The 23,159-nt window shown below is 66.2% G+C and carries 17 protein-coding genes; 10 read left to right on the top strand and 7 right to left on the bottom strand.

Annotation, left to right across the window (positions count from 1 at the left end; all coding sequences use genetic code 11):
* Positions 1-45 precede the first annotated feature (45 nt).
* From CFB24_RS05930 to CFB24_RS05910, 5 genes are read right to left on the bottom strand one after another with little or no spacing between them, the layout of a single operon-like run.
* Positions 46-654 carry a GNAT family N-acetyltransferase gene (locus tag CFB24_RS05930; RefSeq protein ID WP_425332117.1) on the bottom strand — a complete coding sequence of 203 codons (609 nt, stop codon included), beginning with the start codon at positions 652-654 and terminating at the stop codon, positions 46-48.
* 15 nt (positions 655-669) lie between these two features.
* Positions 670-1,242 carry a sarcosine oxidase subunit gamma gene (locus tag CFB24_RS05925; protein ID WP_088519672.1) on the bottom strand — a complete coding sequence of 191 codons (573 nt, stop codon included), beginning with the start codon at positions 1,240-1,242 and terminating at the stop codon, positions 670-672.
* On the bottom strand, positions 1,235-4,195 hold the full coding sequence (locus CFB24_RS05920; RefSeq protein WP_088519671.1) for a sarcosine oxidase subunit alpha family protein: 2,961 nt from the start codon (positions 4,193-4,195) through the stop codon (positions 1,235-1,237). The genes CFB24_RS05925 and CFB24_RS05920 overlap by 8 nt, the downstream gene beginning before the upstream one ends.
* A complete protein-coding gene (locus CFB24_RS05915) occupies positions 4,192-4,461 on the bottom strand; it encodes a sarcosine oxidase subunit delta (protein WP_088519670.1) in 270 nt (89 codons plus the stop codon). Before CFB24_RS05915 ends, CFB24_RS05920 begins: the two co-directional genes overlap by 4 nt.
* On the bottom strand, positions 4,461-5,714 hold the full coding sequence (locus tag CFB24_RS05910; protein WP_088520093.1) for a sarcosine oxidase subunit beta family protein: 1,254 nt from the start codon (positions 5,712-5,714) through the stop codon (positions 4,461-4,463). Before CFB24_RS05910 ends, CFB24_RS05915 begins: the two co-directional genes overlap by 1 nt.
* Before the next feature lie 110 nt (positions 5,715-5,824).
* On the opposite strand from CFB24_RS05910, the gene CFB24_RS05905 reads away from it, so the two are divergent.
* Both CFB24_RS05905 and CFB24_RS05900 read left to right on the top strand, forming a co-directional pair.
* A complete protein-coding gene (locus CFB24_RS05905; protein ID WP_244593087.1) occupies positions 5,825-6,793 on the top strand; it encodes a GlxA family transcriptional regulator in 969 nt (322 codons plus the stop codon).
* A 37-nt stretch (positions 6,794-6,830) separates the two neighbouring features.
* A complete protein-coding gene (locus CFB24_RS05900; protein ID WP_425332116.1) occupies positions 6,831-7,493 on the top strand; it encodes a helix-turn-helix domain-containing protein in 663 nt (220 codons plus the stop codon).
* A gap of 114 nt (positions 7,494-7,607) precedes the next feature.
* Here the strand turns inward: CFB24_RS05900 and purU are convergent, their stop codons facing one another.
* On the bottom strand, positions 7,608-8,474 hold the full coding sequence (purU, locus tag CFB24_RS05895; RefSeq protein WP_088519669.1) for a formyltetrahydrofolate deformylase: 867 nt from the start codon (positions 8,472-8,474) through the stop codon (positions 7,608-7,610).
* A 43-nt stretch (positions 8,475-8,517) separates the two neighbouring features.
* A complete protein-coding gene (glnT, locus tag CFB24_RS05890) occupies positions 8,518-9,816 on the bottom strand; it encodes a type III glutamate--ammonia ligase (protein WP_088519668.1) in 1,299 nt (432 codons plus the stop codon).
* A 300-nt stretch (positions 9,817-10,116) separates the two neighbouring features.
* Here glnT and CFB24_RS05885 point away from each other — a divergent pair, with 300 nt between their 5' ends.
* The 8 genes from CFB24_RS05885 (at position 10,117) to CFB24_RS05850 (ending at position 22,875) form a co-directional block, all read left to right on the top strand.
* Positions 10,117-11,013 (top strand): class II glutamine amidotransferase, encoded by an 897-nt coding sequence (locus tag CFB24_RS05885; RefSeq protein ID WP_088519667.1) that lies wholly within the window; start codon positions 10,117-10,119, stop codon positions 11,011-11,013.
* The gene (locus CFB24_RS05880) at positions 11,001-12,950 is read left to right on the top strand and encodes a glutamate synthase-related protein (RefSeq protein WP_088519666.1); all 1,950 of its coding nucleotides are present in this window, start codon (positions 11,001-11,003) and stop codon (positions 12,948-12,950) included. Before CFB24_RS05885 ends, CFB24_RS05880 begins: the two co-directional genes overlap by 13 nt.
* A 1-nt stretch (position 12,951) precedes the next feature.
* Entirely contained in the window at positions 12,952-15,435 is a 2,484-nt protein-coding gene (locus CFB24_RS05875; protein ID WP_088519665.1) for an FAD-dependent oxidoreductase, read from the top strand.
* A 454-nt stretch (positions 15,436-15,889) separates the two neighbouring features.
* Positions 15,890-18,118, top strand: coding sequence for a TonB-dependent receptor (locus CFB24_RS05870; RefSeq protein WP_158255126.1), 2,229 nt, complete (start codon positions 15,890-15,892; stop codon positions 18,116-18,118).
* Between the two features lie 12 nt (positions 18,119-18,130).
* Complete coding sequence (locus CFB24_RS05865; RefSeq protein WP_088519663.1) at positions 18,131-19,129, top strand: ABC transporter substrate-binding protein; 999 nt, start codon at positions 18,131-18,133, stop codon at positions 19,127-19,129.
* Entirely contained in the window at positions 19,126-20,187 is a 1,062-nt protein-coding gene (locus CFB24_RS05860) for a FecCD family ABC transporter permease (RefSeq protein WP_088519662.1), read from the top strand. Before CFB24_RS05865 ends, CFB24_RS05860 begins: the two co-directional genes overlap by 4 nt.
* The gene (locus CFB24_RS05855) at positions 20,180-20,923 is read left to right on the top strand and encodes an ABC transporter ATP-binding protein (protein ID WP_088519661.1); all 744 of its coding nucleotides are present in this window, start codon (positions 20,180-20,182) and stop codon (positions 20,921-20,923) included. Before CFB24_RS05860 ends, CFB24_RS05855 begins: the two co-directional genes overlap by 8 nt.
* 308 nt (positions 20,924-21,231) lie before the next feature.
* The gene (locus tag CFB24_RS05850; protein WP_088519660.1) at positions 21,232-22,875 is read left to right on the top strand and encodes a fatty acid--CoA ligase; all 1,644 of its coding nucleotides are present in this window, start codon (positions 21,232-21,234) and stop codon (positions 22,873-22,875) included.
* Positions 22,876-23,159 lie beyond the last annotated feature (284 nt).

Here is a 23,159-nt window from a genome sequence, read left to right as displayed (position 1 = left end):
GAGCTGAAACGCGCGGCGGCGGCGGAAGTTTGCGCGGCGTTCAGGTCAGGCGCCGGGCTGCGGCTTGTCGACCTGCCATTGCAGATGGGCGCGAATGGTCGGCCATTCCGACTGAATAATGCTGTAAACGCAGGTGTCGCGCAGCGTGCCGTTGCGCGCGCGCTGGTGATTGCGCAGGACGCCGTCGAGTTTGGCGCCCAGCCGTTCGATGGCCTTGCGGCTTTGGAAGTTGAGCGCGTGGGTGCGCAGCTCCACCGCGATGCAATCAAGTGTTTCAAAGGCGTGGGTCAGCAGCAGCAGCTTGGCCTCGGTGTTGATCCCGGTGCGCTGGGCGCCGCGCGCCAGCCAGGTCGAGCCGATTTCGACGCGCCAATGCTTGCGGTCGATCGCCATATAGCTGGTCATGCCGACGGCCTTGCCGCCGGCGTCGAAGACGGTGAACGGCAGCATGGATTTTTCCGCCAGCAGCCCGAGGCGCCGGTCGACGTCGGCCGCCATCCGCTCCGGCTCGGGCGCGGTCGTGTACCAGTGGCGCCAGATTTCGCCGTCGCGCACCGCCGCGATCAACGCGTCGCAATGGTCTTGCGACAGCGGCTCCAGCCGGACGGCGCGGCCCGTCAGCGTCGCCGGCTCGACCGGCATCAAAGTCGTCATCTGTTGCGCTCCGCTTCAGCCGGCCCAATCCAGCCCATATTCGGCCGCTGCGCAAGCGAAGGCGCGCAGGAACGCCGCGAAATAAGAGCGGCCGAGCGCGAAACGCCAGTGCGTCGCGTCATGCCGCCACAGCGTCAGATTGATATGGGCGGCGGTGACGGTCGCCGCGTCGTCGTCGGCGAAAGTCGCGAGATCGAGCGGAACCAGTTTCGCCAGCACGGCGGGCAGCGTGGGGCCGGAGGCTTCCAGCACGACGAGGCCGCCGCCTTGTTCGAACGTGGACGCTTCCGGGGCGAATGCCGCCTCCAGCCGTGCGGCGAGGCCGCTCGCGGACGACAGGACCAGCCAGCGGCCGGGGCCTGTTCCGATCAAGGCGCAATCGTCGCCGCCGCTGCGGCGCGGGCCGTCGCACAGATCGACGCCCAAAACCTTGGCCTTTTCGATCACGGCCGCGACGTCGCGGCCGGCGACCAGAGCGCAGGCGTCCACGGGCAGGCGGCACAGGGCGACGCGCTCAAAATTTTGCGCGCCATAGAGGCCGGCGGGCAGCGGCTTGCCGAGCGGCAAAGCGGCGAGAAAATCAGCCATGGAGACGCTCTCCCTTGGGGTCGTAGAAGGCGGGGGCGCAGATTTCGACCGGAATATCCGTTCCGCGCACGCCGTCCCAGGCGCGGACGATCTCGCCGATTCGGGCGGCGCCCCCCTTGATGAAGCCGAGCGCGATGGCGCCGCCGAGCGTGGGCGAAACCGTGGCGCTGGTGAGATAGCCGAGGTCGTTGGCGGTGGTCGCCGCCGCGCCCTGGGCCAGCACATGCGCGCCGGCGCGCAAAACCTCTTTCGGGTTCACCGGCTTGAAGCCGACGAAACCCATGCGTTCCGGGTCGGTCAGCGCGGGGCGGCGCGCCATCACCGCGCCGATATAGTCCTTCTTGGTCGAGGCCATACGGCCGAAACCCAAATCCGCCGCGCTGGTCTGGCCGTTGAGTTCGGGGCCGGAGACATGGCCCTTTTCGATGCGCATGACAGCCAGCGCTTCGAGGCCATAGAAAGTGACGTCCCATTCGGCGCCGGTTTCGAGCAATTTTCGCGCGAGTTGCTCCGCTTCATGGGCGGGGACAGCGATTTCAAAACCGAGTTCGCCGGAGAAGGACAGCCGGAAGATTCGCGCCTTGACGCCGCCGAGCACGCTGGTTTCGACCGCGCCCATATAGGGCAGGCTGTCATTGCTGATCGCGGCGGGGTCATCGACGATTTGCGCGATCAGGCCGCGCGAACGCGGGCCGGCGACGGCGATCTGACCCCATTGCTCGCTGACCGAAACCGCGCGCACGTCGAGATCGGGCCACAACACTTGCAGGCAGAAGTCGAGGTGCTGGCTCACCTTGGCGGCGTTGGCCGTGGTGGTGGTCATGATCCAGCGGTCTTCGCTGAGACGCGCGGTCGTGCCGTCGTCCATGACAAAGCCGTCCTCGCGCAGCATCACGCCATAGCGCGCCTTGCCGACCGGCAGCGTCGAGAATGTGTTGATGTAAATGCGATCCAGAAACTTGCCGACGTCGGGGCCTTGCAACTCAATCTTGCCGAAGGTCGAGACGTCGATCACGCCGACATTTTCGCGCACGGCGCGGACCTCGCGGTCCACCGATTGCTTCCAGTCGGTCTCGCCCTGGCGCGGGAAATAGGCGGCGCGCAGCCACGGGCCGGCTTCGGTGAAGACCGCGCCCAGTTCTTCCGCCAGCGCGTGGGTCGGCGTCAGCCGCGCGGGACGAAAATCCTTGCCGCGATGATGACCGGCGAAGGCGCCGAGCGTCACCGGCGACCATGGCGGCCGGAACATGGTGGTTCCCGTCTCCGCAATGGTCTTGCCGCGTTGTTTCGCCATGATGGCGAGGCCGGGGACGTTGGACAGCTTGCCCTGGTCCGTCGCCATGCCCATCGTGGTGTAACGCTTGAGATGCTCGACCGAAACAAAACCTTCCTGGTGGGCGAGGACGATGTCCTTGGCGCAGACGTCGTTTTGGAAATCGACAAACGCCATGCCTTTTGACGCCTCGACATGCCAGAAGGTTTTGAGCGCCCGCGGCGTGTCGTGGGTTTTGGGCGTGTCCGGCGCGGTCGCCTGGAAACCCGCTTCGGTCGCCGCCAGCGCGCCCTTGGCCGCGCCTTGGGCGAGGCAGTCCGACAGGGCGTAGGCGCCGGCGGCGGCGCCGGCGACATGCAGGCCCGGCGGGCATTTTCCGGGCACGAAGGCGGCGAGGCTCTCGTCCCAGACCGGCTTGCCGCCGTGGTGGCAGGTGAGCGCGACATTGGGCGAGAAGCCGCTGGACATGGCGAGGCCGTCCACCGCGAGGCGCTCCGTGTGACCGTTGGCGCGGATCTCGATGCTCTCAAGGCATTTGCCCTTGGTGGCGAACACCTCGCCGCCAAGGATGACGCGCAGGTTTCGCTTCTGCGCGGCCTCGGCCAGCGCCGGCGCCACGGCGTCGCGCGTGTCGATTAGCATGGCGATTTCGGCGCCGGAATCGTGGGCGTCGAAGGCGGTGGTCCAGGCCGCGTCATTGTTGGCGAACACAGCCATGCGTTGCGCCGGCGCGACGGCGAAGCGGTTGACGTAGCTTTGCACCGGCGCGGCCAGCATCACGCCGGGGCGGTCGTTGCCGCCGAACACGATGGGGCGGTCGAGCGCGCCCGCCGCCAGCACCGCGCGCTTGGCGGCGATGCGCCAGAGGATTTGGCGCGGCTTGTATTTTTCCGGCGTGCGGAGGTGGTCGCCGACGCGCTCCACCGCCGCATAGCAATCGTCGTAGATCGCGACGACGGAGGTGCGCCGCATCAGCCGGACGTTGGGCAGGGCGCGCAATTCGGCGAGGGTCTTTGCCACGAACTCGGTCGGCGCCGCGTCGTTGATGGGCGTGCGTTCGCTGAGCAGGCGGCCGCCGAATTCAAAATCCTCCTCGGCGAGGATCACCCTGGCGCCGGAGCGGCCCGCCGCCAGCGCGGCGCTCAGGCCGGCTGGGCCGGAGCCGATCACCAGCACGTCGCAAAACGCGTTGCTCTTTTCGTAGGCGTCGGGGTCGGCCTCCAGCGCGGCGCGTCCCAGGCCGGCGGCGCGTCGGATCGCCGGCTCATAAAACTTTTCCCAGGCGGCCTTCGGCCACATGAAGGTTTTATAGTAGAAAGCCGCGCCGAAGAACGGCGACAGCAGGCCGTTGATCGCGAGCACGTCGAAATCGAGCGAGGGCCAGCGGTTCTGGCTGAACGCCTCCAGGCCGTCGTAAAGCTCGGTGGTGGTCATGCGGGTGTTGGGCTCGCGGCGGGCGCCGGAGCGCAGTTCGACCAGGCCGTTCGGCTCCTCGGTCGCGCCGCCGACAATGCCGCGCGGGCGGTGGTATTTGAACGAGCGGCCGACCAGCTTCACGTTATTGGCGAGCAGGGCCGAGGCGAGGGTGTCGCCCTGAAAACCCTCGAAATATTCGCCGTCGAAGGTGAAGCGGCGGGTTTGCGCGCGGTCGATCAGGCCGCCTTTGTCGAGCCGGCTCATGCGCGCCTCCCTTCAGCGGAGAAGCGCGTGGCTTTGATCTCGTGGGTCAGCGTGTCGCGCTCGACCTCGACCCAGCGGCGGCAGCCGGCGCTGTGATGCCAGATCTCCTTGAACGCGCCGGCGGGGTTGTCGCGCAGATAGACGTAATCGTGGAATTTTTCCTCGGCGTCGGGCGCCGCCGGATCGGGGCGGACCGGCATAGCGTCGCCGCGGTACGAAAACTCCTGGGCGTCGCGGACGCCGCAATAGGGGCAGGGGATCAGCATCAGTGCAAGTTCGGCTGGGCGCCGACTCCCTTTTCGTCGATGACGTGGCCGGTGCGGAAACGGTCGAGACGCATGGCGGCGGTGAGCGGGTGCGGCTCGTCCCTGGCGATGGTGTGGGCGAAGCACCAGCCCGAGGCCGGCGTGGCCTTGAACCCGCCATAATTCCAGCCGGCGTTGAGGTAGAGGCCGGGGAGGGGACCGATGTCGATGATCGGGCTGCCATCCATGCTCATGTCGCACAGGCCGGCCCATTGCCGCAGCAGGCGCAGCCGGCCGAGCAACGGCAGCAGCGCCATGCCGCCTTCCATCACGTCCTCGATCACCGGCAGATTGCCGCGCTGGGCGTAGGAATTGTAGCCATCGAGGTCGCCGCCGAACACCAGGCCGCCCTTGTCGGACTGCGAAATGTAGAAATGGCCGGCGCCGAAGGTGAAGACGCCGGGAATCAGCGGCTTGATCGCCTCGGAGACGAAGGCTTGCAGCACGAAGCTTTCGATCGGCAGGCGCAGGTCTAGTTTGCTCGCGAGGCGCGAGGAGGAGCCGGCGACGGCCAGCGCCACCTTCTTCGCCCGGATCGGGCCGCGCACGGTTTCGACGCCGGTCACCGCGCCATCGGCGCCGCGCAAAAAGCCTGTGACCTCGCAGTTTTGCAGAATATCGACGCCGAGCTTGTCGGCGCCTCTCGCGTAACCCCAGACCACGGCGTCGTGGCGGGCGGTGCCGGCGCGGGCCTGCAGCAGGCCGCCCTTGATCGGGAAGCGGGCGTCGTCATAATTGAGGAAGGGCAGCAGCTTGCGCACCTGCGCCGCGTCGAGCAATTCGGAATCGGCGCCGGCGAGGCGCATGGCGTTGCCGCGCCGCACATAGGCGTCGCGCTGGGCGTCGGAATGGATGAGATTGACGATGCCGCGCTGGCTCGCCATCACATTGTAGTTCAGCTCCTGCTCCAGGCCCTCCCACAGTTTGAGCGAATGTTCGTAGAACGGCTCATTGCCGGGCAGCAGGTAGTTGGAGCGGAAAATCGTGGTGTTGCGGCCGGCGTTGCCGGAGCCGATCCAGCCTTTTTCCAGCACCGCGACATTGGCGATCCCGTGGTTTTTCGCGAGATAATAGGCGGTGGCGAGGCCGTGGCCGCCGCCGCCGATCACCAGCACGTCATAGGCGGGGCGGGGGTCGGGATCGCGCCAGGCGCGCTCGGCGAAAAGGTTCTTCGTCAGTCCGTTGACGATTACGTTGAACAGCGAATAGCGCATCGAAGTGTCCAAAGCGGCGCGCGGCCATAGCGACATCATGGGCGCCGGCGGCTTTGCTTTCATGGCTGTTTGCGACTAATCTTGGTCTGTTTGCGACAGGGGGCGGCAGTTTGGAAAATGCGCGGCGCATCGGCTTTCTGCTGCTGCCGGATTTCCCGCTGATGTCTTACGCCTCAGCCATAGAGCCGCTGCGCGCCGCCAATGTGCTGGCGGGCGAGGCGATCTACCAATGGTCGCATCTCACCGTGGACGGCGCGCCGGCGCGCGCGTCGGTCGGGCTGGAGATTGTTCCCGACCTCCCGCTGGAATCGGCGCAGGATCTCGACGCCCTGTTCGTTTGCGCCGGCGGCAATCCCGCCGGCTTCGATCACAAGCCGACCTTCGCGCGGCTGCGGGCGCTGGCGGCTGCGGGCGTCGAGATCGGCGGCATGTCCGGCGGCGCCTTCATCCTGGCGCGCGCGGGCCTGTTGCGGCGGCGGCGCTGCACCATTCATTGGGAGCATATTCCGGCGCTGCTGGAGGAATTTCCCGACCTGCTGCTGGAGCGCACGCTCTATGTGTTCGACGGCGACCGCTCCGGCGGCGGCGGAGGCCTCGCCACCTGCGCGGGCGGGCTCGCCGCTTTCGACATGATGGTCGACCTGATCGGGCGGCGCCATGGCGCGCGGCTCGCCATGGCCGTGGGCGAATGGTATTTGCGCACGCAGTCGCGCTCGGGCGAGCAGCCGCAGCGGGTTTCGCTGCGCGAGCGCACCCGCGTCGCCAATTCCAAGGTTTTGAAGGCGCTGGCGCTGATGGAGGAGCGGATCGAGCGCCCGCTGGCGCGCGGCGCGCTGGCGCGGGCGGCCGGCGTCTCGCTGCGCCAGTTGGAGCGGCTGTTCGCCGATCATCTCGGCGAAACGCTCGCCGCCCATTATCTCGGGCTTCGCCTCGATCGCGCGCGAAACCTGCTGCGGCAGACCAGCCTGCCGGTGGTCGAGGTCGCGCTGGCCTGCGGCTTCGCCGCCAGCGGGCATTTTTCCAAGCGTTACAAGGCCCGCTTCGGCTGCGCGCCCTCGGACGAACGGCGCCGGTCCTGATTGCGGCGGCGCAATGAAACATTGCGCCGGCCGGCGCATGTTTCCTATAATGAAACAAAAGCAAGGCGATGCGATGAAGGCGAACAAGGACCAGGACCCCCATTCGACGTCCGGCGCGAAGGAGAACCAGCTTGAAGTCGCCATCGGCCGGCAGGTGCGCGAATATCGCGTCAAGCTGGGCATGACCGTGGCCGATCTGGCGCGGCAGGCCGGGTTGTCGGCGGGCATGTTGTCGAAGGTGGAGAACGGCGGCGCCTCGCCGTCGCTGGCGACGCTGCAGGCGATGTCGCGGGCCTTGAACGTGCCGGTGACGGCGTTCTTCCGCAAGTTCGAGGAACAGCGCGACGCCACTTTCGTGCAGGCGGGGCAGGGGCTGGCGATCGAGCGGCGCGGCACCCGCGCCGGGCATCAATATCACCTGCTCGGCCATTCCATCGGCAAGTCGATGGTGGTGGAGCCTTATTTGGTGACGCTGACCGAAACCGCCGATGTGTTCCCGATCTTCCAGCACGCCGGGCAGGAGTTCATCTATATCGTCGAAGGCGAGGTCACCTATCGCCACGGCGACAAGCTCTACCACATGCGCGCGGGCGACAGCCTGTTTTTCGACGCCGACGCGCCGCATGGGCCGGAAGAACTGACGAAGCTGCCGATCCGGCTGCTGTCTGTGATCGTGTATTCGCGCGCCGGCGACAATTAGTTTTCCACCGCCCGGATTCGTAATCGCGGAGCGCCGGGACAGCGATGTGCGCAGCCTGCGCCAGCCCGCCCAAGCTCAGTCCGAGCTGGCGGCGGCGCCGGTCCGGCGCGGCGGCTATTGCCGGAACACCACGGTTTTCGAGCCGTTGGGAATCACCCGCCGCTCGACATGGAATTTCACCGCGCGCGACAGAACGAGATTTTCGATGTCGCGGCCGATGGCGACGAAATCCTCGGCCGTGTGGTTGTGGTCGATCCGCTCCACCGCCTGTTCGATGATCGGCCCCTCGTCGAGGTCGCTGGTCACGTAATGCGCCGTCGCTCCGATGATCTTGACGCCCCTCGCGTGCGCCTGATGATACGGCTTGGCGCCTTTAAAACTCGGCAAAAAACTGTGGTGGATGTTGATGGTCTTCCACGCCAGCGCCTTGCACATGTCCGCCGACAGCACCTGCATGTAGCGGGCGAGCACCACGAGGTCGATGTTGAGGCGATCCACCATTTCGAGAATCTTGGCTTCCTGCGCCGCCTTGGTTTCTTTGGTCACCGGCAGGTGGAAATAGGGGATGCCGTGCCATTCCACCACGCGCTGCAGGTCGGGATGATTCGAAACCACGGCGGGAATCTCCACCGGCAGCGCGCCGATCCGGTAGCGGTAGAGCAGATCGTTGAGGCAATGGTCGAATTTCGACACCAGGATCATCACCCGCGATTTCTTGGCGCTGTCGTCGATGCGCCAGGTCATGCCGAATTTCTCGACCACCGCGCCGAAGGCGTTCTTCAATTCGGCCAGTCCGGCGGCGTCGGCGGGGCCTTGAAACACCGTCCGCATGAAGAACCGGTGGTGCTCGGGATCGCCGTAATGCGAGGATTCCGAAATGAACAGATTGCGTCCGGACAGAAAGCCGGCGACCGCCGCGACAATGCCGACGGCGTCCTGACACGAAATGGTCAGGACATAGTTTTTCGTTTGGGGGTCCATCGCGGAACTCCAGAGGGGCGTGCGCAGGTTTTGGAAAACGGGTTCAGCAGTCGAGCGTGTGCAGACGCTCCCACTCGGTGGCGTGGCTCATGAAATCGTTCCAGGATTCCATCTTGAGCTTCACATAGGAATCGACGAAGCGGTCGCCGAAGCCGGCGCGCGCCACCTCGGACTTGTCGAACATGCGCAGCGCGTCGAGCAGGTTGAGCGGCAGTCTTGGCGCGTCGCTGATTTTGTAGCCCTCGGCGTACATGTCGATGTCCAGCCGCTTGCCGGGATCGCGCTTGTTGGCGATGCCGTCGAGGCCGGCCATCAGCACGGCGGCGGCGCCGAGATAGGGGTTGGTGGCGCCGTCGAGGATGCGGAACTCGAAGCGGTTGGGTTCGGGGATGCGCACCATATGGGTGCGGTTGTTGCCGCCGTAAGTGATGGTGTTGGGCGACCAGGTCGCGCCGGAGGCGGTGCGCGGCGCGTTGATGCGCTTAAAACTGTTCACCGTGGGGTTGAACAGCGCGCAGAGCTGCGCCGCCGAATAGATGACGCCGCCGAGGAAATTATAGGCGAGCGGCGACAGGCCGAGTTCGCCGCGCGGGTCTTCGAAAACATTGACCCCGTTCTTCCACAGCGAGGCGTGGATGTGACAGCCGGAGCCGGTCAGATTGTTGAACGGCTTGGGCATGAAAGTGGCGCGGAACCCGGCGTTTTCCGCATAGGTTTTGACCATATATTTGAAGAAGGCGTGGCGGTCGGCGGTGACGAGCACGTCGTCATATTCCCAGTTCAGCTCGAACTGGCCGTTGGCGTCCTCATGGTCGTTCTGATACGGCTTCCAGCCCAGCGTTTGCATGGAGTCGCAAATGCCGGTGATCAGGTCGTATTGCCGCATCAGCGCTTGCTGATCGTAGCAGGGTTTGGGGTAGAGGTCGGCGGGGTCGGCGATGGTCTTGCCGTCCTTGGTCAGCAGGAAGAATTCGCATTCCACGCCGGTCTTGAGTTGGTAGCCGAGCGCCTTGGCCTTGGCGATCTGCTTCTTCAGCACGCTGCGCGGGGAGTCCTGCACTTCGACGCCATCGCAATAGAGATCGGCGGCGAGCCAGCCGACCTCCGGTTTCCACGGCAACTGAATGAGGCTGGCGGGATCGGGAACGGCCAGCATGTCGGAATGGGCGGGGGTGTGGTCGAGATGCGAAGCGAAGCCGGCGAAACCCGCGCCATTCTTCTGCATGCCCGCGATGGCGCAGGCCGGCGCCAGCTTGGCGCGCAGCACACCGAACAGATCGACGTAGGAAATCAAAAAGTACTTGATGCCGCGCTCGGCGGCGATTTGGGCGAGATCCGTCATCTGCTGTCCTCATGACGCTGGCTCAAGCCGCGACTGCGCTTGGCTGTGATAGGGAAAACGCGCCGCCGCCTTACTGTCAAGAAACAAAGTTGAACGAGGTTATATTTGGCTGTTATTTGCGCATTTACGTGCGTTGTCGCCTAAGAGACGAGCAGGGATGCGTAAGTTTTGAGCGAAATTCCCCCCGCGCATCGTCTTGTTTCGGCTCAAAAATTCATATCAGGAAATTTTGTTTCATCGTGTGTTGACAGATCCTCCGCGCGCCCCTTAGGGTCAACACAACATCAAGGAGGCGGCGACATGTGCGGCATAGCCGGCATTTTCTTCAAGAAAGCCGAGACCAATCCAACTCTGGGGCAGGCGCTGGTCGATATGCTCGACGGCTGTCAGCACCGGGGTTTGGACTCGACCGGATTCGCGCTTTACGAGAACACGTTCAAGGGCTTGCGGTTGCGCTTCATCGTCGATGACGACGCCGGCGCCACCGTGGCGCGCGTCAAGGCCGCGCTGGCCGAGCAGGGCGCGAAGCTGGTGAACGAAAAGCGCGAGGGCGCCAGCTTCGTCGTCGAGGTCGAATATGACGGCGAAATCCGCCCGTTCGCCTATGCGATGGAACATGCGGCCAAGCTCGTCTCGATCGGTTCGGCGCTGGACATCATCAAGGATGTCGGCACGGCGCACGATCTTGACCGAATCTACGGCATCAAGTCCATCGCGGGATCGCATGGCGTCGGCCATGTGCGGCTCGCCACCGAATCGGAGGTGAAGCCGGAGGCCGCGCATCCGTTCTGGGCGACGGGGTTTAGTGATGTCGCCATCGTCCACAACGGCCAGATCACCAATTACTGGAAGATGCGCCGCCGTCTGGAAGCGCGCGGATTCGAGTTTCGCACCGACAATGACAGCGAGCTGATCGCGGTCTATCTCGCCGACAAGCTGGCCCAGGGCGAGACGCTGGAGCTGGCGCTCGAACAATCCGTGGACGATCTCGACGGCGTGTTCTCCTTCCTGGTCTCGACCAAGGACGGCATCGGCTTCGCCAAGGACCGCCTCGCGGCAAAACCCATGGTGATGTTCGAGAACGACGACCTCGTCGCCATCGCCTCCGAGGAAGTCTCGCTCAACCGGCTCTTCCCGGGCCGCCCGCTTTCCACCACCGAGCCCGCGCCGGGGACGTTCCGCACATGGTCACGCTAGATCTCGCCCAAATCCCAGTTCGCGACGCCAACGAAGCTTTGCGCGCCGCCGCCGCGCGCGGGGAAGACATTGAAATCGTCAACCCCGACGCGCGCCATCATCTCGGCGTCGGCCTCGTCGCGCCGGTTACGGTGAAAATCCGCGGCTCGGCCGGCTATTTCTGCGCCGGCCTGTCGCATGGCGCCCGGTTCGAAATCGAGTCCAACGTCGGCTGGGGCGTCGGCGACAGCCTCTACGCCGGTTCGGTCGTGGTCGGCGGCAACGCCAGCGCCATCGCCGGGGTCGCGTTGCGCGGCGGCGAAATCGTCATCAAGGGCAACACTGGCTCGCGCGCCGGGCAGGTGATGAAGGCCGGCACGCTGCTGTGCTGCGGCAATGCGTCCTTCCTCGCCGGCTATATGATGTATGGCGGCCGTATCATCATTCTCGGCGATTCCGGCGAGCGCGTCGGCGAGGACATGAGCGGCGGCGCCATTTATGTCGGCGGCAAGGTGCAAAGTTTTGGGGCCGACGCCAAGCTCGGCGAAATGACGCCGGAAGAAGACGCCGATATCCGCGCCTTCCTGAACAAGTATGGAATCGCCTTCGAGGGCGAATTCCAGAAAATCGTCAACGCCGGGACCAAGCTGCGTTACGGCGTCAACGAGCCGATCGCGCGCCCGTTGCCCTATACGGTGGCGGAAGGGACGTACTGGAACGCCAAGGTCGCCGAGGATATTCACGCCAAGGCGATGATCGGGCGCTATCGCATTCGCGGCTATGGCGCGGCCAAGACGGTGCCGCATTTCAACGACATCGCGCTCAAAATCGACCCTGAGCGCATCCAGGCCGCGTCCGACGCGCTGGCGAGCGTGAACCTCAAGACCAAGCTCGGCGACCGCAGCGGGGCCAAGCCGCTGGAACTGTCGATGCCCGTGCTGATCGCGCCGATGAGCTATGGCGCGCTGTCCAAGTCCACAAAAATCGCGCTGGCGCGGGCGTCAAAGCTGGCGGGCGTGGTCGAAAACACCGGCGAGGGCGGCATGTTGCCGGAGCAGCGCGCGGAAGCCGGGCAGTTGATCTATCAATGCCTGTCGGGTCGGCTCGGCTGGAACATCCACGACATGCTCAAGGCCGACTGTCTGGAGATTTATATCTCTCAGGGCGCGAAACCCGGCCTCGGCGGCCAGCTCATGGCGAAGAAGGTCACGAAAGAACTGGCGGCGGTGCGCGGCATCCCCGAAGGCATCGACCTGCGTTCGCCCTCGCGCCATCCCGACATCATGGGCGCCGACGATCTCGTCATCAAGGTCGAGGAGTTCCGCGAGGCCACCGGCTACAAAAAGCCGATCTCGATCAAGATGGGCGCGGGCCGCGTCCGCGACGATATCAAGATCGCCTACAAGGACGGGTTCGATTTCGTCCAGCTCGACGGCATGCAAGGCTCGACCGGCGCCGCCTCGACCGAAGTGCTCGAAAACATGGGCATCCCCACGCTCGCGGCGATCCAGGAGGCGCTCGACGGCTTGAAGGAGATCGACGCCGGCGACGACATGCCCATCGTGTTCATGGGCGGCGTCAAGGATGGCGTCGATGCGGTCAAGGCGCTGGCGCTGGGCGCGAGCGCCGTGGCGATGGGCACGGCGGCGCTGATCGCCGGCGGCTGTATCTCCTGCATGCAGTGCCATGTCGGCAATTGCGTGGTCGGCATCGCCACCCAGGACCCCGAGCATGAGGAGCGTTACAAGATCGACGTGCAGGCCAAGGCCATCGCGCGCTATCTCGAAGCGGTGCGCTGGCAGATCGCCACGCTGACCAAGGCGCTCGGCTACACGGATTTTCGCCAATTGTCGCGGAAAGATCTCGTCGCGCTGACGCCGGAAGCCGCCGCCATCACGGGACTGCCGTACGACCCCGACTATTTCCCCGTCGAACATTTGCTGACCGAGGTCGCCTGACATGACCTGCAAACCCTTCTCCGTCGATCTGTCGCAGGACGAAAGCGGCCTGCCGCATTACCAGCCGCCGCCCTGCCAGGTGGCCTGCCCCATTGGCACCGACGTCGCCTCCTATGTCGGGCTGATCTGGGACGGCAAAATGCCGGAAGCCCTTGAGGCGATCACGGCCACCAATCCGCTGTCGGGCGTCTGCGGCTATGTCTGCGACGCGCCCTGCGAGCCGGCCTGCCGCCGCGCCAGTTCCGACGGCGCGGTCGCCATTCGCGCGCTAAAACGGCATGTGCTCGACAAGCTCGGCCACGACTACCGCCTGGCGCCGGTGCGGCCGGACAAGGCGAAGAAGGTGGCGATCATCGGCGCGGGGCCGGCGGGGCTTACCGCCGCTCAGGACATCGCGCTGGCGGGCTATCATGTCGATCTCTACGAGGCGCATTCAAAGCCGGGCGGCATGGCCTTGTGGGGCATTCCCGATTTTCGCCTGCCGCAAGATGTGGTGCAGGACGATATCGACCGGGTTCTCTCGCGCTGCCCCGGCATCGCGCTGCATCTCGACAGCCCGCTCGGCGACAAGGTGAAGCTGGACGAACTGCGCGAAACCCATGACGCCGTGCTGCTCGCCATCGGCGCCTCCGGCGGCAAGAAGCTGGGGGTATCAGGCGACGACGGCGCGCATGTGATCGACGGCGTGACCTTCCTCAACCGGATCAACGGCGGCGAGCGCCCGATCCTGCCGAAAAAGGTTGTGGTGATCGGTGGCGGCGACGTCGCCATGGACGCCTGCCGCGCCGCGCTGCGTCTGCCCGGCGTGGAAAAGGTGATTGTCGCCTATCGGCGCGGCCCCGACGAAATCCCCGCGCGCGCCCATGAGTTGCAAGCGGCCAAGGCCGAGGGCGTCGAAATTCTCTACAACATCGCCCCGGTGGCGCTTGAAGACAAGAATGGCGGCGTCGCAATCAAGTGCAAGAAGACCGCGCTGGGCGCGCCCGGCGCCGATGGCCGCCGCGCGTTTTCGCTGGTCGAAGGCTCGGATTTCGATCTCGACTGCGGCCTCGTCATCGCCGCCGTCGGCCAGAAATCCGTGAGTCTCGAACTGGCGCAGCACGGCCTGATGGACGGCGACAAGATTTTCACCCGCGCCTCGGACATGGGCACGCGTCTGCCAAACGTGTTCGCGGCGGGCGACGCGGCTTTCGGGTCTTCGACGCTGGTTCAGGCGATGTTCCAGGGCCACAAGGCCGCTTATTACGTGCTGGCCGCGCTGGAAGGCGTGGCGCATCCCGCGCCCTACCGCACGCCCTATCGCACCCGCAATGTGCCGGTGGCGCAGGATCCGTTGTGGGAGAAGCTGGCGCCGAAACACGCGCCCTTCCTCGGTCTCGACAACAGCGATCCGTTCGGGCCGGCCGAAGCCGATTACGACGACAAGACCGCGCATGAACAGGCGGCGCGCTGCTATCGCTGCGACACGGAAACGGGATCGTCGGATTATTCGGTCAAGGCGCGCGAAAGCATCTTTGCGCTGGCGCGGCCCGAAGCCGGCCCGGTGGATTTCGCCGCCGCCACCCGCGCCAAGCTGGCCAAGCGCCCCGATCCCCAACTTGCGGGCCCCGCCACGTTCGACGAACTGGTTTTCCTGCCGGCCAATCTCACCCGCCTTGTGATCGACCCCTATCGCGAGGCCTGCAAGAGCGCCACCGTTCTGGCGGGCATGAAGCTGGCGCAGCCGCTTCTCGTCGCCGGTTTCGAGGACGCGCCCGAAACCATCGCCGCCGCCGTCGCCAGAACGGTGGCGGAAACGGGAACGGCCTATCTCGGCCGCCGCCCGCTGCCGGGCCTTGGCGCGCCCTGGCTGCAAATCATCGATGGCGCGGAGGCGGCGGACCCCTACGCGAACGCGGTGCTGCTGCGGGTGCGCGAAGCGGCTGTTCTGCCCGAAGCGCGCCCGGGACAGTTGCGCGGCCTGATCGCCACCGCCGCAACGCTGGAAGCGGCTCTGGCCTGCGCGCTGGCGGAAAAGGCGGATCTTGTCGTGCTCGACGGCTCCGGCCATCTCGGCGACGCCTGGGCCGATCTCGCCGGCGCGCCCGATCTGTCGCTGCTGCCGCGCGCGGTCGACATCCTGCGCGCCGCCGGCCAGGAGGAGGCGTTTCCGCTGGTCTGGTTCGGCGGCCTGCGTTCCGGCTCCGACCTCGCCAAAATGCTGGCGTTGGGGGCCAATGCCGGCGTCGTCGACGTCGCGTCGGGCCTGGCCGCCGGCGGCGCCATCGCGCCCCACGGGCTCGATTTCGCGGCGGCCGACGCCGAGGAAGCCGGCCCGCGCCTCGCCGCCTATCTCAAGGCGGCGACATCGGAATGTTCGATGATGGCGCGCTGCTGCGGCAAGACCAATGTCCACAATCTCGAACCCGAGGATCTGCGCACGCTGTCGCTGCGCGCGCAAGCCGCGCTCGGCATTGTGATGGCGGGCCGCAAGAAAATCGCCTGACGTTCACGCGGGTCCGGCGCGGATGATCGCCGGACCCGCGCTTTTTTTGGCGCGCGGGTGTGAACGCGCGCGGACGCCCGGGCGCGGGAACGTACGTTCTTGAACGAATTTTTCCGGCGCGACCGGCGCTGTGGGCAGGCTCGCCAAGGCTTTGCGCCCGTTTGGCGCGCTGGCGCGGCAATTGCTAAGTTTCCGTTGACGAAGGCCGTCGCCCGCGACGGCGCCTCGCGCCCGTCTCCTCTATCTTGAGGCGACCGATTGCGGCCTGAGCCGCTTCCTTGAGCCGACCGACATGCGCGGCGTCGCCGAAGACGCCGCGCGTCCGGTCTTGGAGGCGCGATGGTCCGAATGTCTGCTTGCTCCTGAAAATCCTTCATGCACGGCCGCCCGCGCGGCCGGCGTCACCCTATTGGCCGCGCTGTTCGCGCCGGCCCGATCGCCCGATGGAATGCCCATGCCCTTGTCATCCCCCCGCGCCGCTTCTTTCCCCGCCCGTTCGCGCCGTGGCGCGCTGCTGATCGCAACCGCTTTGCTGGCCTGCCCGCACGCCGCCCCCGCGCTGGCCGAAGACGCGCAAGAAGTTCCGCCTCTCGACGTCAACGCCGCCCGCGCCGCGGAGTCTGCGGCGGCCGCCAGGCCGCTGACCGGCAAGGCGGAGGAGGGCTATCGCCAGACGCGCGTCAATATGGGGCCGCTGGGCGACCGCAAGGTTCTGGACCTGCCGTTCACGGTCCACACCATTCCCGAGGCGCTCATCGTCAACCAGGACGTCCAGACCTTTTCCGAACTGACCAAATATATTCCCTCGCTGCAGCAGCAGGGCCATCCCGGCCTCGAATTCGGCCCGCCGGTGATCCGGGGCCTCGTCGCCGACGACACCTCCGCCAACACCCGCGTGGACGGGATGAACGTGCGCGGCGACACGCAATTGCCGATCAGCCTCTACCAGAGCTTTGAAGTGCTCACCGGGCCGTCGGGCGCGCTCTACGGCTTCTCCTATCCCGCCGGAACGCTCAACGGCGTGCTCAAGCGGCCGACCGCCGCGCCGCAGTTGAACGCGACGCTCGGCTATGTCTCGGCGGGGCAGGCGGAATTCGGCATCGACTTCGGCGGCCCCGTTCCCGAGACCAACGGCGTGCTCGGCTATCGCCTCAACCTGCTGCACAGCGCCGGCCCCGCCTATGTCGATGGAAGCGCGCTGAAGCGCGACGCGCTCGGGCTGGGCGTCGACGTCAATCTCACGCCCGACACCAAGATCGAGCTGAACGCCAACCGCTACCGCTACGAGCAGGACGGGCTGCCCGCCGGCTTCGCCTACAAGGGCGGGGCGGTGGCGCTGCCCGCCGCGCTCGATCCGACCAAACAGGGCTATGGCCAGCGTTGGAGCGCGCTGATCGCGCAGACCGACATCACCGACGCCAAGATCATCCACCATTTCAACCAGGACTGGAGCGTGGAAGCCGGCGTGTTGCGGCAGCAGGCGGACCGCTGGTTCAACAACCGCCTCACCAACACGCTCAACGGCGACGGCACGTACAAGGCGACCTATTCCAGCAGCGCCAGCCTGTCGACCGTGGTCAGCAATCTGCTCAACGTCAACGGCGTCGTTTACACCGGGCCGCTCAAGCATGAGCTGGTGTTCGGCACCAACGGCTTCCGCCTCGACGCCTATTCGCTGGCCTCTTCGGCCACCAATACGCTCGGCGCGAAAATCCCGCTCTACGATCCGCAGGTTTATTCGACCTTCACGCCGAACTGGGCCGGCGCCAAATATCTCGCCTCGACCATCACCCAGCAATCCCTGGTGCAGAACGACACCGTGCATTTCAACGACCAATGGTCGCTGATGCTGGGCCTGAGCGAAAGCTGGCTCGACACCGCCAGCTATGGCGCCGCCGCCCCGCACACGCGGCAAAGCGAATATGTCGAGAACGCCGCGCTCAGCCCGGTGACGGCGCTGATGTTCAAGCCGCGCGAGGACGTCTCCACCTACGTGTCCTATTCCTCGTCGGTCCAGTCCAACACCGCGCCCTCCACCGGCGTCGCCAATCCCAACGCCGCGCTGGAGCCGCTGCGCAGCTGGCAGGTCGAGGGCGGCGCCAAGGCCGAACTGCGCAACGTCGATCTGACCAGCGCGATCTTCTATGTCGAACGGCCGTATTCGGCGACGGATGCGGACGGCTATTACAAGAATCTCGGCAATCAGGACGATCTCGGCGCCGAATTCACCGCGCGGGGCAAGGTGACCGACGACCTGACCCTGGTCGGCGGCGTCACTTGGCTCGACACCAAACTGACGGACATGAAGGGCGGCAACGCCCTCAACAACGGCCATCAGGTCGTGGGCATTCCGCGCTGGCAGGGCAATGTGCTGGCCGAATACGCCATTCCCGAATTGCGCGGCCTGACCGGCGTGCTCAACCTGCATTACACCGGCAAGCGCGCCGCCGACGCGGAGAATTACAGCTGGGCCGCCGGCTATTTCACCACCGATCTCGGCGCGCGCTACGAGACTCATGTCGGCGCGCAGACGCTGACCTTCCGCTTCATGGTCGAGAACCTGTTCGACGAGAAATATTGGGCCTCGATCAACGGCGACATGAGCGGCGTCAATGGCGCGACCAACACCGCCTATCTCGGCGCGCCGCGCACCTACAAAGCCTCAATGTCCGTGAATTTCTGAGAGGACGCCGCGATGATCCGCCCGCTCTGTCTCGCCCTGCTGCTCTGCGTCGCTTCCGGCGCGCGCGCCGCCGATATTGTCGACATGTCCGGCCGCACGGTTTCGGTTCCCGACGAAATCCATTCGATCTACGCGATGACCCACGCCATGCCGCTGGTCGTCGCGCTCGCGCCGGACAAGCTCGCGGGCTTCGCCAGCCCGCGCGCCATGAGCCCGGAGGCGTTGCGGCTGTTGCCGCCCGACCTCGCGCGCTTGCCCAATCTCGGCGGCGGTCCCGACGCCAATCTGGAAAAGCTGAAGGACATGAAGCTGGATATCGCGCTGGGCTGGACCAGTCCGGGCGAGCAATATCCGGCGCGCCAGATCGAGCGCATCGGCCTGCCCGTGGTCAATATCGACGTGGACCGGCTCGACCAATATCCGGCGACGTTCCGTTTTCTCGGCAAGCTGCTGCATCGCGAGGCGCGCGGCGAGGCGCTGGCGGCGGCGCTGGAGCGGGAAATGGCCGAGGTGAAGGCGGCCGTCGCCGATGTGAAGGACAAGCCGCGCGTCTATTACGCCGAATCGCTCGACGGCCTGACCACGCAATGCGACACGTCCGACCGCGTCGAGGTCATTTCGCGCGCGGGGGGCGTCAATGCGCTGCATTGCGAGTCCGGCGCGCCCTTCGCCGCCAATTATCCGCTCGGCCTGGAGCGGCTGTTGATGCTCGACCCCGATGTGATCGTCACGCGTTTCCCCGCCACCGCGCAGGACATTCGCAAGGACCCGCGCTGGGCGCGGCTGAAGGCTTTGCGCGACAACCGGGTGTTCGCCGCGCCGAACGGGCCGTTCAACTGGTTCGATCGTCCGCCGTCGTTCCTGCGCGCTTTGGGCGCCCGTTGGCTGGCGGGCAAGCTGCATCCCGAGGCCAAGCTGGGCGATCTCCGCGCCGACGCGCGGGCGTTCTATGCGCTGTTCTTCGGCGTCACGCCCTCCGAGGATGACCTCGACCGGCTGCTCGCGCCATGACCGTGCTGCTGTCCGCCGCGCCGCCCCGGCGCGCCAACCGGCTGCGGCGTCTCGCCGACTGGCGGCTGATTTTGCCGCTGGCGTTGGCGGGCGGCGTGCTGGCCGCGCTGAGCCTGGGCAAATTCGCCATGGCGCCGGGGGAAGTCCCGAAATTGTTCTGCGCCATGGCCGGCGCCTGCGCCATGTCGCCGGAGCGGATGGCGGCGCTGGCCAATGTCGTGATCGACATCCGCCTGCCGCGCGTCGCCGCCGCCGTGCTGGTCGGCGGGGCGCTGGCGAGTTCGGGCGCGGCGTTTCAGGCGGTGTTCCGCAATCCGCTGGCCTCGCCGAGCCTGCTCGGCGTGCTCGCCGGCGCTTCGTTCGGCGCGGCGCTCGGCATCGTGCTGGGCGCGCCCTGGGCCGGCGTGCAGGCGCTGGCCTTCGTTATGGGGCTGGCGGCGGTGGCGTTCGGCGGAACGGTGGCGGCGGCGTTTCGCGGCGCGCCGGTGGTGATGCTGGTGCTCGGCGGCATGATCAGCAACGCTTTGTTCGCCGCGCTGCTGTCCATCGTCAAATTCGTCGCCGATCCCGTCAACCAATTGCCCAACATCGTCTATTGGCTGATGGGCAATCTCGGCCAGTCCGATCTGGCGCAGGTGCTGGCGCTGGCGCCGCTCATGCTCGGCGGCGTCGTCCTGCTGTGCGCGCTCGGGCGCGGGCTCGACCTGCTGGCGATGGGCGACGACGAGGCCCGCAGCCTCGGCGTGCCCGTGTCGGCGTTGCGTTTCGCCGCGCTGGCGCTGGCGACTTTGGTGTCCGCGCTCACGGTGTCGCTGGCGGGCATGATCGGCTGGGTCGGCCTGATCGTGCCGCATGTGGCGCGGCTGGCGCTGGGCGCCCGCAACGACCGGCTGATTCCGGCCAGCGCGCTGCTCGGGGCGATTTTCCTGCTCGGCGCCGACGCGCTGGCGCGCACCTTGGCCGATGTCGAAATTCCCATCGGCATCGTCACGGAATTGTTGGGGATTCCCGTGTTCATGGCCGTGCTCGGCCGAGTCAGGCGAGGCTGGAATGGATGAGGCGCGGCTGGCGGCTCATGCGGTCGGTTTTGGGCGCGGCGGGCGAGCCATTCTCGAGGGCGTCGATTTCAGTTTCGGCCCGGGCGAACTGGTGTCGCTGCTCGGCGGCAATGGCGCGGGCAAGACGACGCTGCTGCGCATCCTGCTCGGCCTGCTGGCGCCGCTGCGGGGCGAGGCGACGCTCGGCGGCGCGCCGGTCCGGCGGATGAACCGCCGCGCCTTCGCCGAACAGGTCGCCTACGTGCCGCAGGCCCATGTCGCGCCTTTCCCCTATCGCGCCCGCGAAATCGTCGCGCTGGGCCGCGCGCCGGCGGTCGGGCTGTTCGGGCGCATGGGCGCGCGCGACGCGCAGGCGGCGGACGAGGCGCTGGCGATGCTGCGCATCGGGCATCTGGCCGAGCGCGACTACACCACTCTTTCCGGTGGCGAGCGGCAATTGGTGATGGTCGCCCGCGCGCTGGCGCAGGGCGCGAGGCTTCTGGTGATGGACGAACCGATGGCGGGGCTCGATTACGGCCATCAACTGCGCCTGCTCGGCCATTTGCGCCGGCTCGCCGGGCAGGGCTGGGGCGTGCTGATGACCACCCACCATCCCGATCAGGCGCGGCTGGCCTCGACGCGGATCGCGACTCTGGTGGCCGGCCGCATTGACAGCGACGGCGCGCCGGACGCGGTGCTGACGCCCGAGACGCTGCGGCGGCTGTACGGCCTCGAACCGGGGGATATTCCCGCGTGAGGGGGCGGCGCTGACCGGCGGCAAGCGCCGCGCGCCCCCTTTTTCGCCCGCATGTCGACGACGCCCTTGATGCTCGCGCCGCGAAAGCCGGACATTTGGCCATTTGACGCTATTTCCGTCGTTGAAATTTCAGCTTAACATCGCCGGACAAGAAACAAAGACGATTGCAACAGGCGGAGGCCTGCAAAAAATCTAAGATATTTCAAGCTGAACCGATGTTTTGGCGGCGATGGCGCGCGTCTTGGCGAGACTTCGCGAAAGGTTATCATCCGCAAGCAATCGGAAAACCGGGTGGGAGACGTTCAGCCATGTCAGTCGAGCCGATCGAGCGCGCGCGCGAAGCCTATGCCTATCCTCTGCTGATCAAGCATCTGCTGCACACCCCGCTGGCCATCGCGCCGGATCGGGAGATCGTCTATCGCGATCATGTCCGCCTGACCTATCGCCAGTTGCGCGACCGCATCGGCCAGCTCGCCAGCGGGCTCGCCAAAATGGGTGTGAAGCCTGGCGACGTGGTGGCGGTGATGGACTGGGACAGCCATCGCTATCTCGAATGTTTCTTCGCCGCGCCGATGATGGGCGCGGTGCTGCAGACCGTGAACATCCGGCTCACCCACGAGCAGATTCTCTACACGCTCAATCACGCGCGGCCCAAAATCCTGCTGGTCAACGCCGAATTCCTGCCGATTGTCGAAGCCTTGGCCGACCGCATCGAATCGGTGGAAAAATACGTGCTCCTCAGCGATGAGCCGCACGCCGCGCCGAGCGCCGTCCCGTTCGACTGCGAATATGAAATCCTGCTGCTGTCGGGCGAGGCGGATTTCGCGTTTCCCGATTTCGACGAGAACGCCCGCGCCACCACTTTTTACACCACCGGCACGACCGGGCTGCCCAAGGGCGTCTCGTTCAGCCACCGGCAACTGGTGCTGCACACGCTGGCCGAGACGGCGGCGCTGGCGCTGGCGCCGGCGCAGGGGCGGTTGCACCGCGACGACGTCTATATGCCGATGACGCCGATGTTCCACGTCCACGCCTGGGGCGTTCCCTATGCGGCGACCATGGCCGGGCTGAAACAGGTCTATCCCGGCCGCTACACGCCCGAAAGTCTGATGCGGCTGAAGCAAAGGGAGGGCGTCACATTCTCGCATTGCGTGCCGACCATCCTGCACATGATTCTGTCGCACCCGGACTCCGCGGCGTACGACCTCTCGAACTGGAAGGTGATCATCGGCGGCTCCGCCCTGCCGACCGGGCTGGCGGAAGCCGCGCTGGCGCGCGGGATCGACGTCTTCGCCGGCTATGGCATGTCGGAGACCTGCCCGATCCTGACGCTGGCCCATGTCAAGCCCGAACTGCTGAAGGACGCGGCGGACCAAGGCGTGGGCTTGCGGGTCAAGACCGGCCTGCCGATTCCGCTGGTCGATCTGCGCATCGTCGATTCCGACATGAAGGACGCGCCGCATGACGGCAAGGCCACCGGCGAGATCGTGGCGCGCGCGCCCTGGCTGGCGCAGGCGTATTTGAACAATCCCGAGGCCTCGAACGCCCTCTGGGCCGGCGGTTGGCTGCACACCAACGACATCGCCAATATTGACGCGCAGGGCTATGTCCAGGTCACGGACCGGCTGAAGGACGTGATCAAGACCGGCGGCGAATGGATTTCCTCGCTGGAAATCGAGGATTTGATTTCCCAGCATCCCCTGGTGAGCGAAGTCGCGGTGATCGGCGTGAAGGACCCGAAATGGGGCGAGCGGCCGAAGGCGCTGGTGGTGGCCAAGTGCGGCGCGGCCGTCGACGCCGAGGCGATTCGGGCGTTTCTCGCCGGATTCGCCGAGCGGGGACTGATCTCGAAATATGGCGTGCCGCAGGAGATCGAACTGGTCGAGGCGCTGATCAAGACCAGCGTGGGCAAGATCAACAAGCGCGCGCTGCGCGAGCTTTTTGGCGGCTGACCCGCTCTCCCGACCCGGATATCGGCCAAGAGGGGAGTTTACGTCGCTCGCCTGCGTTCGCCGTTCACGCAGCAGCGTTTGACGCTGGGCGAACCATTGCTCGATTGGATTGAGGTTGGACTCAGCGCGATTGGGCGTCCCTGAGCAATGAGGCGCGGGCGCCGCGCGCCCGTGATCAACGAAGACGAGACAAGCCGGGGCCCCAGATGTGAGCCTTCCGATCTGCAGGTCCGCCAGCGACGCCGGCCGCTATGCCAGCCGCCTCTGCGACGACGCCGACTAGC

Origin of the sequence: Rhodoblastus acidophilus (genome assembly GCF_900187365.1) — a bacterium.
Classification (GTDB): domain Bacteria; phylum Pseudomonadota; class Alphaproteobacteria; order Rhizobiales; family Beijerinckiaceae; genus Rhodoblastus; species Rhodoblastus acidophilus.
The sequence above is the reverse complement of the archived record's forward strand: the minus strand, read 5'-3'. Positions and strand labels throughout refer to the sequence as shown.